This is a genomic window from Afipia sp. GW823-FHT06G09 (genome assembly GCF_058794875.1).
Genome location: NZ_JBXAHF010000002.1, coordinates 252,500 through 266,228 on the forward strand (window position 1 = coordinate 252,500; position 13,729 = coordinate 266,228).

At 58.8% G+C, this 13,729-nt stretch carries 11 protein-coding genes; 2 read left to right on the forward strand and 9 right to left on the reverse strand.

Features of this window, described 5'->3' with window-relative positions; translation table 11 throughout:
* The first annotated feature begins 108 nt into the window (after positions 1-108).
* Complete coding sequence (locus tag AC1Q67_RS08830; protein ID WP_492234414.1) at positions 109-1,392, forward strand: MgtC/SapB family protein; 1,284 nt, start codon at positions 109-111, stop codon at positions 1,390-1,392.
* Between the two features lie 171 nt (positions 1,393-1,563).
* Here AC1Q67_RS08830 and AC1Q67_RS08835 read toward each other — a convergent pair whose 3' ends face one another.
* From AC1Q67_RS08835 to AC1Q67_RS08865, 7 genes are all read right to left on the reverse strand, one after another.
* Positions 1,564-1,986 (reverse strand): hypothetical protein, encoded by a 423-nt coding sequence (locus AC1Q67_RS08835; RefSeq protein WP_492234413.1) that lies wholly within the window; start codon positions 1,984-1,986, stop codon positions 1,564-1,566.
* Positions 1,987-2,191: 205 nt separating this feature from the next.
* A complete protein-coding gene (locus AC1Q67_RS08840) occupies positions 2,192-4,054 on the reverse strand; it encodes a DUF3141 domain-containing protein (RefSeq protein WP_492234412.1) in 1,863 nt (620 codons plus the stop codon).
* A gap of 72 nt (positions 4,055-4,126) precedes the next feature.
* Positions 4,127-4,618 carry a hypothetical protein gene (locus AC1Q67_RS08845; RefSeq protein ID WP_492234411.1) on the reverse strand — a complete coding sequence of 164 codons (492 nt, stop codon included), beginning with the start codon at positions 4,616-4,618 and terminating at the stop codon, positions 4,127-4,129.
* Positions 4,619-4,720: 102 nt separating this feature from the next.
* Positions 4,721-5,401 (reverse strand): RNA polymerase sigma factor, encoded by a 681-nt coding sequence (locus AC1Q67_RS08850; RefSeq protein ID WP_492234410.1) that lies wholly within the window; start codon positions 5,399-5,401, stop codon positions 4,721-4,723.
* Positions 5,402-5,711: 310 nt separating this feature from the next.
* Positions 5,712-8,903 carry an efflux RND transporter permease subunit gene (locus AC1Q67_RS08855; RefSeq protein ID WP_492234409.1) on the reverse strand — a complete coding sequence of 1,064 codons (3,192 nt, stop codon included), beginning with the start codon at positions 8,901-8,903 and terminating at the stop codon, positions 5,712-5,714.
* The gene (locus AC1Q67_RS08860; protein ID WP_492234408.1) at positions 8,900-10,285 is read right to left on the reverse strand and encodes an efflux RND transporter periplasmic adaptor subunit; all 1,386 of its coding nucleotides are present in this window, start codon (positions 10,283-10,285) and stop codon (positions 8,900-8,902) included. The genes AC1Q67_RS08855 and AC1Q67_RS08860 overlap by 4 nt, the downstream gene beginning before the upstream one ends.
* Positions 10,282-10,689 carry a FixH family protein gene (locus AC1Q67_RS08865; RefSeq protein WP_492234407.1) on the reverse strand — a complete coding sequence of 136 codons (408 nt, stop codon included), beginning with the start codon at positions 10,687-10,689 and terminating at the stop codon, positions 10,282-10,284. Before AC1Q67_RS08865 ends, AC1Q67_RS08860 begins: the two co-directional genes overlap by 4 nt.
* A 169-nt stretch (positions 10,690-10,858) precedes the next feature.
* Here AC1Q67_RS08865 and AC1Q67_RS08870 point away from each other — a divergent pair, with 169 nt between their 5' ends.
* Entirely contained in the window at positions 10,859-11,161 is a 303-nt protein-coding gene (locus AC1Q67_RS08870) for a hypothetical protein (RefSeq protein WP_492234406.1), read from the forward strand.
* Positions 11,162-11,307: 146 nt separating this feature from the next.
* Here AC1Q67_RS08870 and AC1Q67_RS08875 read toward each other — a convergent pair whose 3' ends face one another.
* Positions 11,308-11,478, reverse strand: coding sequence for a DUF411 domain-containing protein (locus tag AC1Q67_RS08875; protein WP_492234405.1), 171 nt, complete (start codon positions 11,476-11,478; stop codon positions 11,308-11,310).
* A gap of 250 nt (positions 11,479-11,728) precedes the next feature.
* The gene (locus tag AC1Q67_RS08880; RefSeq protein WP_492234404.1) at positions 11,729-12,916 is read right to left on the reverse strand and encodes an MFS transporter; all 1,188 of its coding nucleotides are present in this window, start codon (positions 12,914-12,916) and stop codon (positions 11,729-11,731) included.
* Between the last annotated feature and the right edge of the window lie 813 nt (positions 12,917-13,729).

Sequence of the window (13,729 nt, forward strand, 5' to 3'; positions counted from 1 at the left end):
AAACAAAGCCTTGCGCATATACGACGCTCGCCATGCAACCGGAGGACCAACCTCTCCCGCGTCAGTGGATCGCAACCGGACCCAGGCTTTTTTGACACGGTGCACGACGTGGATTCGCTGATCCCTCAGCTTGGCCTGGCTCTGGCGATTGGATTACTCGTTGGGCTCGAGCGCGGCTGGCGGGAAAGGGAAACCCCGGACGGTGGCCGCACTGCTGGCATCCGAACATACAGCATCGCGGGATTGCTCGGTGGTATCATCGCGGCGCTCGCCGTCAGTCTGAACGCGCCCTCGGTGCTGATCGCGGGCTTCCTTGGCTTTACCGCCGTATTCGCGTGGTACAATGTGCGTGAATCCGCTCATGATCAGAACTACAGCGTAACCGGCGTTGTCGCCGGGCTCAGCGTGTTCGCACTGGGGGCTCTCGCCGTCGTCGGGGACCATCGAGCCGCCGCCGCCGCCGGGACAGCACTCACTGCCGTTCTCGCCAGTCGTGATCTTCTGCACGGACTTCTCAAGCGAATTTCCTGGATCGAACTTCGTTCGGCGCTTGTGCTTGCCGTGATGACGGCGATCATCCTCCCGTTGCTGCCCGATCGTGCTATCGATCCCTGGGGCGGCTTCAATCCTCAGCAGGTCTGGTTCTTCACCGTGTTGACGGCCGCCGTTTCTTTCCTTGGCTATATTGCCGTTCGGGCGTTCGGTACGACTCGAGGTGTCCTGGTGAGCGGTCTCGCGGGAGCGGTCATCTCGTCCACCGCAGTAACGTTGGCGTTGGCACGAAGCGCCAGGACCGGCGCAAACCAGTGGCCGCTGGCGGGAGCGGCTAGTCTAGCTGCAACCGTATCCCTGATTCGGGTCACCGCGATTGTTGCAATCGTCGCGCCGTCCGTACTGGGCGTTGTGGGCTTGGCCATTCTGGCGGCGATTGGTGGCTTTACGCTCTGCGGCATTCTCTTCTTCTCGCGCCATGCTATCTCCGGCGTAGCGACACAACCACCACGCAACCCTTTCGAACTGGGACCGTTGGCCCTGTTCGCGGGGTTTTTCGCGGTCGTTTCCACAGTGAGCGCTGCGTTCTCGATCGGAAGCAGCAGTGGAATGGTAGCGACTTCCGCCGTCTCGGGTATGTTCGATGTTGACGTTGCGGTGCTCAGCGCGCTGCGGCTTCTCGGGCAACAGGCCACCGTAGAGGCAGTCGGGCATGCAGTGCTTCTCGCACTCACGACGAACGCACTAGGCCGGTTGTCGGTCGCCATCGTCGCCGGGCCGGTTCGCTTCTGGCTGCCGTTGGCCGGGGCCACGGCTGTGGCCGGTGCCCTCGGCCTTATGGCGTTTGTTACGTTACCGCACTTCGAATGGCTGGGTATGCCCGCGGTTCTAGGAAACTAAGCCAAGAAAATTTCGAGCGATCCGTTTATCCAATCCCGAATTGCACGCGTTGCCGAACCTCCAAAAGACAACTGTCTCTTGGGGGCATCGCATTCACGATCCTGCCTTGTCGGAAAGCCCATTTGGCTGCTTGCACTTTCACAGGTCCGGTCCTCCGCTCATCCTGTGCCCTTATCGCCCGCACCTCAACAGCAGGGACAGAGCAGCGCCTACTGCCAGGAAGAAGGGGACCGCGATGAACCAAAGAAAGTCCGAACTCAGGACGAGATTGCCGTAAACGAAACGTCCGAAGGCAACGACAACGCCAGCCGCAGTTGCCCAAGAAAGCCACCGCGTGCGCCCTGTCAGCATGAAGGTTCCGATACCGAGCAGCACAATCCCGAAGCCGGCAATGAACCCGCCCCAGCTCCGGAACACGACGCCAAGCCAGACGAGAAATGCCGGTGGCAAGGTCGCAATGTCGATTCCAGAATATCGGATGTCTTCCGGCAGAAGTGGGGGGCGCAGAGCCAGGAAATATACCGCCGTTCCCAAGGTGAGGACGCCGAGCACAAATATCAGGATGCCGCTGAGGGGGTCTTTGCCGAAGTCCATGGGGTGCTTCCTTCCATTGCGGACAGCCCTGAGGTTCAGCAGGGCTATGCTTGGCCGCAAACCCGGGCGGGCAACTGCACATTGTGCGGGTATTACACTGTCAACAGAACTCTAACGTAAGATGCGCCAGTGGCTGGGCGCCGCTTTGCCAATTTGTCAAATAGATTGTCTTGCGAGAGAGAGATTCTAACGCTGAAGTGCTTTGTCACCGGCCATTACGATGCGCTTCGGCCGCTGATGATGCTGCCGGCCGTGCAGACTTGGCACCATCGTAAAGCATTCGGAATATCTGCTCTTCCGCCGCATCGCGCTGCTTGCGCCCGTCTTCGATCGATTCGGAAACTCGCCCGATCGCTTCCCGTTCGCGACGGAGATCGGCATCGCCCTCCGGCAGCGGCTGGCGGCGTGGCTCAATCAGACGCGCGAGCGCGGCGACGCCGTGCATCCAAGGACTGAAGGATTCCGAAAGCAGGTAGCGGCTCGTGCGCATAGGGTGCAACCACTCGAGCGCGGTCGCCGTCCAGGGATTGGAGGCCATGCGCACGAATGGGCTGATCATCGTCTTATAGAATTGCTCGTTCACCTCCGACAAATGGCGAACTTGCTCGAATGCCGCCCGCGGCGTCTCAAACCGCAGATCTTCAACGCGCCGCTCCTCGAAACGGACCGAATATTCCGGCTTGTGGCAGTCGGGATTACCGGTCGGATTGTCGATCTTCATCTCGTAGAGACCTGGAGCGAGGGTCTCGATCTCACCGAGGCTTTCGAGCATCGCGCGATGTTCGAAGCGCGCGACCTTGGCCGACACGAAAATGCCGAGATGGCCAGCATGGGGGTTCGTCAGATAAACGATGCGCTGGCCGGCAGCCTTGAGATCGCCTGTATCCTTGTAGACGATCGTGATCCAGCCGAGCGCCTGGTGTGGTGGGCTGATGTTGTCGCCATAGGAAGCGAAGATCACCAGCGGATTGCGAATGCGCCGAAGGTCGGCGACGCATCCATCGCAGATCCGCATCTTGCCCTCCTCAAGGCGATTGCCGATGAAGAGGTTTTCGACGATGGCGACGATCTCTTCCCGGCTGAGAAAATAGAAGCCGTTCCACCAGCGCTCAAACTCAAGGAATCGCTCCCGTTCCGTATCGACATGCATGAACAGGTTGGCGTATTTCTCCCAGACGGCTTCTGGCTGAAGATTCTCGAAGTTGAAGGCGAGCCACGCGCCGTCCAAACGGCCATCGTTAAGATCGGCGAGAAGATGGGTGGACCAGACACCGCCGAGCAGCCCGCCAGCGATCCGCATGGGATTCACCCCGGATTCACCCGCCCAATAGGAGAGTGGAGAGCCGTTGAGCACGGCTGGCCCGACCAAGCCTTCGCAGTCCGCTGAGAGCAAGGTGACCGCCCAGCCGGCCTGACAGTTGCCATAGAGCACCGGGGGCTTGCCGGGATGGCGCTTGACTACGTCTTCGACGAAACGTCTGAGCGCATGAAGCACGTCGGCCAATGTCTGGCCCACACAGGGTTCAGGAAAGAAGGAAACGAAATAGACCGGATAGCCCTCGTGCATGGCCATCCCAACCTCGGAATCATGCTTGAAGCCGCCGATGCCCGGCCCCTGCCCCGCGCGAGGGTCAACGATGACAACAGGCGGCTTTGTTGGATCGACGCAATCTTCAATACAATTGTCGCCGATCCGGGTGATCCGCAGGAGGGCGTAATTGACGGGTCGTTCGAAACGGCGGGCATCGACCAGCGTCTCATAGTCGAAGTCGAGAAGCGGCGGCATGCCGGCACGCTGATGCGCGAGCATGTTGTTGGCGCGCTGGCGCAACGTATCCCAGAATAAAATAGACCGCTCGAAGAAATCCTGCTGATAGGCAAGGGGATTACGCACGATCTCTGCCATTCGGACTGGCGACGCCGGGACTGGATACCCCTCGCCGGTTGGTTTCACGTCACTCGCCGTAGCGGCGGCCACAACACGCTGTTGAACAGCCAACTGCTGACTTGGTGAAGCCTTCGGCACTTCAATCAGATCGGAACCCGACTTAGCTTCACGCATCATCATCTCCAATATCTGATCCTTAGTTTGAAGAAGTTGAAGGCGGATCGAAGATCAGGACGGCCGCCCGATATGCAATTACGAAACTTTGGCGTTGCGTTCGGAATCAGTGGCTTTGTTTGCCTGCTGTCGTATCTCGTCCGCAGTCTCGCTCGCCACAGTCGCGCAATATTCCTGAACCCTTTGCGAAAGTTCGAGCCATGTCTTTGTCTGTAGAGACGCCTCATCCAGGATCGCAGCCATGATGATCGATTTTGCGGCTATCACGTCCTGCGGACGCCGACACTGGATGAGTTCGAGAAACGAGCGCCCGATTCGCTCATTGGCACCAAGGAGAGCACTCATCTGAGCACCATATGTCTCACCACAGACTTTCTGAAGATCGGACGTGAAGGTCTGAAAGCGCTTAAACTGACCGTCAAATTTACCGGCACCATCCGCACTCGATAGTCCCCACCACGCCAGCACAGCGTTCATGCGATCCAAGCTAATTGGCGGGTCGTTTCTTGTTGCCATTGTATCCTCCTTCATCATTTCTGCTTCACCGCCGGAAGCTGACTTGCACAGCATTTACCAGATTCATGTTGGTCTCTTTTCGATCTCGGGGTGCACTACAACCAACGACGCACGTGGCCTCACCAGAGATACCCAGATTCTTCTTCTCCATTATACTCACCCGTCTTCGGACGGAGCTTTGGCATTTTCAGCGACACGTCGAGTTAGTTCGCGAATACGTTCAGCCTCATCGCAGCGACAATCAAGGAAGCCGTGTACCGGGCAGGTCAAGCAGATCTCCTCAAGCCTCTTCCGTAGCGCTTGTCGTCCTCTGTAAAGTCGGACCGCGATGTTGTTGAGCGTTGTACCAAGGCTGGCAGCAATTCGATCGCGGGGCTCGCCAAGAATGTCCGAGCGCCAAATGACATCGGCATATTCTGCCTTGAGCGTCGGTAGCAGTTTATGAAGGCAGTTGCAGACGGCTTCGTCGGTTTCTCGATCTGGCTCAATCGCCAAATTCTCGACATCAATATGCTCCATGTCGATCTCCAGGCGGCGACGTCTTGTGACACGGCGCTGATGATCGACGAGGGTGGTCGCCAATATGCGCCCAAGCCATCCGCGGACTGTACGCACGTCTCGCAACTGCCATGCGCGTTCAATCGCCCGGAGCGAGAAGCGATGTAGGAGTTCTTCGGCCTCGTCCCGACTGCCCAATCGGTGTCGCAAAAAAGCGAGGAACTCCTCGCGCGCCTCGACGAGCGCGCGTCGTACAGCGGCGTCCGCTGGTTTCGCGGCCTCCTGTCCTTCCGCATCATCTTCAGGCTGCGGGTCATCGGACCCGCGGTTTCTGTTCATCGGCCAGCCAAATCTTTCCAAGCAAGACTGAGACGCTGTCCTGAACTGCCGTTAACAGCACCAAAATTAAACGTACAATTCCAACCGCTGACGGTCTTTAACGCAGATCAAGCATTAATCTTCGGTCCATCACTAATGAGTTCGTCTTGGATGATAGCCATTTAAAGGCGGCAAGCTGATCTCGGCGGACTATCTCCTTGCACCCTGATCTGAGAATTTTGACGTCGGTTTCGATTGGGATCCGCCATCTCATATAGCGCATTTGGACGTGCTTTTACTGATGTACGCCAGTGCCCACTTGTAGGCCCGTTTATTCGACTGGCTCCGGAATACGTGCCGGTGCCACCACTCCAGCATCCCGGACCGGAGGCTGAGGAACACCGGCATCGCTTGATGGCAACCGGAAGCCCTTGACCAGCCCGAAGATCGCCGGAATCACGATCAGCGTCAGCAGCGTGGACGAAATCATGCCGCCGATCATCGGCACCGCGATGCGCTGCATGATCTCCGAGCCCGTGCCGGTGCTCCACATGATCGGCAGCAACCCCGCCATGATCGCCACCACGGTCATCATTTTCGGGCGCACGCGCTCCACCGCGCCAACCATGACGGCCTCGTAAAGATCGGCGCGCGTCAATGCCCGGCCCTCGGCGTCACGCCTTGCCTTGATTTCCACCAATGCATGATCGAGATAGATCAGCATCACGACACCGGTTTCGGCTGCCACGCCCGCAAGAGCGATGAAGCCGACGGCAACCGCGACCGATAGATTGAAGCCGAGCCACCACATCAACCAGAGTCCGCCGACGAGCGCGAACGGCAGCGACAGCATGACGATCAAGGTCTCGGCGATGGAGCGGAAGTTGAGATACAGCAGCAGGAAGATGATGAGCAGCGTCACCGGCACGACAACCTTCAGCCGAGCGGTGGCGCGTTCGAGGTACTCGTACTGGCCGCTCCAGACCACGTAGTAACCCGGCGGAAACTGGATGCTGGCCTGTACCGCCTGCCGCGCGTCGGCAACATAACCGCCGAGATCGCGGTCGCGAATGTCGACATAGATATAGGTCGCCAATTGGCCGTTCTCGGTGCGGATCGATGTCGGCCCGCGCGCCGGTTCGATCCTGGCGATCTCGCCGAGTGGCACCGCGCCACCGGCCGGCATCGGAACGAGGACATCGTTTGCGATCGCCTGCGGACTGTCCCGCATGTCGCGCGGATAACGCATATTGACGCTGAAGCGCTGCCGGCCCTCCACCGTCATCGTGACGGTCTGGCCGCCGAGCGCGGTCCCGATCACGTCCTGAACGTCCTGGACCATGATGCCGTAGCGCGCGAGCGCCGCGCGGTCCGGCGTAATGTCGAGATAATAGCCGCCGATGCCGCGTTCGGCATAAGCTGACGAGGTACCAGGCACGGCCTTGAGCACCTGTTCGATCTGCTTGGCGAGCTTGTCGATCTCGACCAGATCGGTGCCGATCACCTTGACCCCGACCGGCGTCCGGATGCCGGTCGACAGCATATCGATGCGCGCCTTGATCGGCATGGTCCATGCGTTCGAGACGCCGGGGAATTGCAGCCCCTTGTCCATCTCCGCGATCAGACTGTCGATTGTCACGCCGGTGCGCCATTCCTCCTTCGGTTTCAAATTGACGATGGTCTCGAACATTTCCGACGGCGCCGGATCGGTTGCCGTCAAGGCGCGGCCGGCCTTGCCGTAGACAGACGCCACTTCCGGAAACGACCGGATGATCCTGTCCTGCATCTGCAACAGTTCACCCGCCTTGGTCACCGAAATTCCCGGCAGCGTCGTCGGCATGAAGAGCAGCGTGCCTTCGTTGAGGTTCGGCATGAATTCGGTGCCGAGCTGACGAGCCGGCCAGACCGTTACCGCAAGAACGGCGAGCGACAGCGCGATCACCAGAATCTTGGCGCGCATCACGGCCTTGATCACCGGCCGGTAGATCCAGATCAGGAAGCGGTTGATCGGGTTCTTGTGCTCGGGAACGATTTTTCCGCGCACGAAGATGATCATCAGCGCCGGAACGAGCGTCACCGACAACAAGGCCGCAGCAGCCATCGCAAATGTTTTTGTGAAGGCCAGCGGGCTGAACAGTCGTCCTTCCTGCGACTCCAGCGTGAAGATCGGCATGAACGACACGGTGATAATCAGCAGGCTGAAGAACAGTGCGGGGCCGACCTCCGACGCCGCCTCGATCAGAATGTCGACTCTGGACCGTTCGGGTTCGGCCCGTTCCAGATGCTTGTGCGCGTTCTCGATCATGACGATCGCCGCATCGACCATGGCGCCGATCGCAATCGCGATGCCGCCGAGACTCATGATATTGGAGCCGAGACCGAGCAGCTTCATCGCGCCGAACGCCATCAGCACCCCGACCGGCAGCATCAGGATCGCCACCAGCGCGCTGCGGACATGCAGCAGGAAGACGATGCAGACCAGCGCGACGACGATGCTTTCCTCCAGCAACGTGTGCTTGAGGGTGGCGATGGCCGCGTTGATCAGGTGGGAGCGGTCATAGACCGGAACGATCTCGACGGATTTCGGCAGGCTGCTGGCGATCTCCTTGAAGCGTTTCTTGACGTTGTCGATCACGTCGAGTGCATTGACGCCAAACCGTTGCAGCACGATGCCGCTGGCGACCTCTCCCTCACCGTTAAGCTCGGTGATGCCGCGGCGCTCGTCCGGACCGAGCTCGACGCGGGCGACATCACGCAACAGCACCGGTGTGCCGTTGTCAGTCTTCAGCACGATGTTGCCGAGGTCGTTGATGTTCTTCAGATAGCCCTTGCCGCGAATGAGGTATTCGAACTCCGACAATTCCACCGTCCGGCCGCCGACATCGGCATTGCTGGCGCGGATCGCATCACGCATCTTCTGCATGGTGATGCCGCGGTCGCGCATGCGCTGCGGATCGAGAATGACATTGTATTGCTTGACGAAGCCGCCGACGCTGGCCACCTCCGCGACGCCTTCGGCCTTCGCCAGCGCGAACTTCAGGTTCCAGTCCTGGATGGTGCGTGTCTCGGCGAGGTTCAACTCCTTCGACATCACCGCGTACTGATAGACCCATCCCACACCGGTGGCGTCGGGGCCGATCGTGGGGCTCACACCGGCCGGCAACCGCGAGGCCGCGCCATTGAGGAATTCGAGCACCCGCGAACGCGCCCAATAGATGTCGGTGCCATCTTCAAAAATGACGTAGACGAACGAGACCCCGAAGAACGAGAATCCGCGCACGACTTTCGACCGCGGCACGGTCAGCATCGCGGTTGTCAGCGGATAGGTGACCTGATCCTCGATCACCTGCGGCGCCTGTCCGGGATATTCGGTATAGACGATGACCTGCGTGTCGGAGAGATCGGGGATCGCATCGAGCGGCAGATGGACCAGCGCATAGATGCCGGCGGCGGCGGCAAAACCGGCGCCGAACAGAACCAGCAGCAGGTTGCGCGCCGACCAATCGATGATGCGGGCGATCATGGCTGACCTCCCGCTTCCGAGAAGCCCTTGAGGGCGGCCTTCAGATTGCTTTCCGCGTCGATCAGAAAGTTTGCCGACACGACCACAGGATCGCCCTCGGCGAGGCCCTCACGGATTTCAACATGGCCATCGCCGCGATGACCGAGTTTCACGTCGCGCGGCTCGAAGCGTCCCTGCCCCCTGTCGACGAATACCGCCTGACGGCTGCCGGTATCGAGCACGGCGCTCTCGGGAACGGCGAGCACCGGCCGCGGACTGCCGATATCGATGTCCGCATCGACGTACATGTCGGGAAGCAACGCGAGGTCCGGATTTGTCAGTTCGATCCGGACCCGCGCCGTTCGCGTTTCACGATTGACCTGCGGATAGATGACGCTGACTGTTCCGGTGAACTCCCGCCCCGGAAAGCCACGCGCACGCACAGTCACCGGCTGGCCCACCGCCAACGCGCCAAGATTGCGCTCCGCGACGTCGATCATGGCCCATACCACGGAGGTATCCGCAACCCGGAACAAGACGTCGCCGGGCTGCGCCCGCATCCCCTCAATCGCGTTGCGCTCCAGCACCACGCCATCGCGCGGCGCCGACCAATCGATAGTGATGGGAACGGTGCCGCTCTTTTCCATGGCGGCAATCGCCGCGTCGGGGACGTCGAGGTTCATCAGCCGTTGCCGCGAGCCGCGGCCATATGCGGCCACGCCGCTCGTGCCTTTCGACGTGATTGTGGCGATATATTCCGCAGCCGCCGAGGCCACGGACGGACTGTAGATCTCCATCAGCGGCTGGCCCTTGCTGACCTTGCTGCCGGTGGTGACGTTCGCGACTTTCTGAACCCAGCTTTCCGCCCGCATTGAAATGACGGAGATGCGGCGCTCGTCGAGCTGGATCGTGCCCGGTGCGCGGATCAAGGTGCGAATGATGCGAGGTGCCGCGGGTTCCGACTTCACGCCGGTGCGCTGGATCTTTCCGGCCGAAAGTTTGACCGAGCCGTCGTCGCTGTCTTCGCCTTCATAGACGGGGATGTAGTCCATCCCCATGGAATCCTTTTTCGGCGCCGGCGATGTGTCCGGCAGTCCCATCGGATTGCGGTAGTACTTGATCTTTCGATCCGTCGGCACTTTGGGAGCGGACGCCTCCTCTGTGTCGGCATAGACGGCGATGTAATCGCGGCCGTCCGGAGTTGTCTTCGGCGTCGGCGAGTATAGCGATTTGCCGTCCGGATCCTGGTAATAGATCGGCGCGTCATTTGCCCGCGCCACCGTCACGAGAGCAAGGCGCGGAGCCTCGGCTCCCCGATGTTGCCCGTGAACCATGATGAATCCGCCGCCGGCCGCCGCGATCAACGCGGCGGCGGCAGCGATAACCGTGCTGACGGTTTTCATTTCTGCGCCGTGATGACGAACTTGTTTTCGACAGTCCCGGCCTCGCCCTGCACCTTGGCTCCGAGCGAGAGCTGCCAGCGGCCTTCCATTCCGAAAGTCGCCTTGAACCTGTACGTCCCCGGTTCGCCGCCCGGTACCGGCACGACTTTCGTCGCCATCTCCTTCATGCCGTCCGGGGCCATGTCGAGACGGGTTGCGATGATGATGGCGTCCGGCACCATCTTGCCGGTGGTCTTGTTGATAAGCCGAACCGTGACGGTCTTGTCCGGACCGGCCTTGACGGTCTGATCTACAAGCTGGAATTCATAGTCCTTGATGTCGGCGCGTGCGACGGTGATCGAACCGGCAACGGCAACACCGATGAGCGCCGTCCGAAGGACGCGCAGTGAATTGAGCTTCTTCATTTCAAAAATCCTCGAATGATCATGATTGCCGCAAAACGGCATGCGTCGATCCGCGCGAATTCAGCGCGCGGCAGCACGGCGGCGAAGCGCCGATCAGATCAGGATTCGAGGAGGCTGGTCGGGAGGCGGATGACCCAGGCTATCGGGCCAGGACTCATTCCGCAGGGACATGACGGTTCCGGCGGCGGTGAAAGACGGCTGGACAATAGCCGCCGACAGGCCGGTGAAGCACTGGGCGTTGCAGCCCGCCATGAAGATGCATTTGTCGCAAGTGATCGGCGCCGGAGCCTTCGACGGACAGCACGGCATGTCGTTGGCCATCTCGTCCGTCGTGGCCGGGGCAGACATGCCATCCATCATCGCGTGCGTCGAAGCATCGGAAGATGGCTGCGCCATCACGGGGCGCGGCAGTGGCACAACAACGAGCCCAACGATCGCAAAGATCATGAGCAAACGACTGATGAATCGATAAAAATCCATGGCCCAATTTCACATAGGATCGCGGACTTGGGAAGAGAGATCACATTACAAATCCGCAAACACAATTGATCTGGAACAATCGCGTGCCGGTTACCTGCAATATGGTTAAAAGAACCGCCTCAACCAGCCAGATTTCCTCTATAAACGCGAAAATGTTTGACGACCAGAGGCCCCGGAGAGAATGGCCTGATAGCTTTCGGATACACCGCTCTCCATTCCGAATGAGCCGCCGGGCATTCCAGGAACCGACAACCCGACAACATTGGGCCGCCTTTCTAATAGTTCTCGTATAGCGGCTACAGCGGACATGACCCTCAAGGACGTATCCGCTTATCTCAGCAGTATCATAAGCGGTCAAATCGGGGCGATGCCGAGACGCCTCCGAACGTCGTGAAGATTTATCATTTCATTAATTTTAACAGCGAAGCGAGCTTTCTTGAGCTGACGAACCCAACCCAACCAACCTTGCGGAGCATGACCTCATTATCTTGCATTTAGGTGCACCGCAGCTTCAAAAATGTGGCTCGAAGATTACTGAACCTTATCTCGCTTGATCTATTCAATCGGCCCGGCCCATTAGACCAGCAAGCATGCGGGGAAGACCCAGAGTTGCTGCGATACCCGCTATAACGATTATAATGGCGACGGCAAAAGCGGCATTCGGTAGGATCGAAACATCGAACAGCAGGCCGCTTGTCGTCGAGCCGAGCGCCTGCCCAAGACTCGCTGCCCCGGTTACACGACCCAAGTTAGCACCTCGCGTCTGACCAGCATGAAACGACACCCAATATGTCACGATCGGAAAAATGGCACCGGCACCAGCCGCGACAAGGGCAATATCTATAATCACGGCGATATGACTGCTTGCCAACGGAACAAGGACGAGTCCTACCGCCAACATTAGGAGGGCCGGCGCCAAGAGCCAACGCGTGATTTGAGGCTTGATGAGGGGCGAAAGCACCATCCCTTGGACAACGAACATCACCAAGCCGCATTCAGTGAACATCATGCCGACTTGGAACTTATCCATGCCGAGAGTTTGTTTGCCTCGTAGGGATAATCCTACTTCGAAGGCACCGACCGCCGCCGCAGTAACGAACACGATGAACCATAGACGTAGAACAAGCGACCACTCGCCTCCTCTTTCGGCTTTCTTGGCCCTAACATCGTTCTGCTCTATCGTATCGGGAACAAGGCTCCACACCGCTGATGCTCCTAGGAGAGTTAGAACCACAGCAGCAAGAAAACCGGCGACGAATGTTTCCTCCGCCCTTTCGGTGAGGAGGCCAGTAGTAGCACCCAGAACCATGCCGCCGATCATCGGTCCAACGAAAGAGCCGGCACCGCCGGCGATATTTATTAGAGCAAAACGGTGAGCGCGCCATTCCTCTGAAGGAGCATGGTCGCAAATCAGGGCGTATGCCGCCGGCGTGACTGCTGCCGCGAATAGACCCGCGAGAAAACGGCCAAAATAAAGGGCCGGCAAGTTTTGCACCAACACGAACAGCCCCAACGATCCGGCAAAACCAATCAATCCTAAGAGAATGACAGGTCTCCGCCCGTGCTGGTCGGAAATTTTCCCCCAGAGCGGCGCAAACAAAAAGAGGGCGATAGCATAAATTCCACTCAGAAGGCCGGTATGCCCCGATAGCGTCGTAGCGTCCGTAGTGCGGGCAAGTCGTTCAATCAAAAACGGAAGCATCGGCAGAATAATGCCGTAGCCGACAGCGATGGCAAATACGCCCATCAATATTGCAAACCGCGCGCGTACTGGAAGCGGCCGAGAGCATGTTTCTTCGAACACTCGATAGCCCCCTTACTGGACAGTGCCGCCCTCTAAGCGCAGTGATTCCAAACGACTTCCCGCGCATCCTCTAAGCGCTTTATGTCTGCGCATTGCTGTGGGCATCGCAAGCAGAAACAGACTAGTGATCCTAGAAATTTTTGCCCCTGATAATTTGTGCCAAGTCCCACCACCAACCGACCCGGCCCAAAAGAAACGAGTTTTATTTGGATGCTACCGGCGGCTGGTTGGAGCTACAACTGAACACCGTAGCAATGCCGGCCCTTACGATCATCTTCGCCGGCGGTTTGTGAACAAGGAATTTCTCGCGGATAAGTTCTCGAACCAAGTGCGGTGTTGACTTAAATCGAGAGGTACCGTCGGTGCGGGTTCAATTTCCATATTCGCCAACGATCTATTCGTAACGACGCTTCGCCTCGATCAACGACAAAGCATTGGCGTTGGCAATCGACGGATATACGCCAATCCCAAATTATCGGTTTTCTTTTCCGAAAGGATCTAAATCGCCATGCTCAGCACTAAACACATCAAATAGTTTGGATCCGTGTAGCGGATAGCAAGCTTCGTCTGCCTAGCGTCTGCTGGGGGCGGAACTTAATCCATGCTACCCTGACACTGTCGCATAGTGAGCGCGTGGGCGGTCAGAGATGTCTACTCGCGAGATCGATGCCGAACAATTGCTCGCGCATCGACCGTCACAATTATGATTTAGCTCAATCCTCCGAGAGTCCGCGTGATTTATCAGAGCGAAACTTC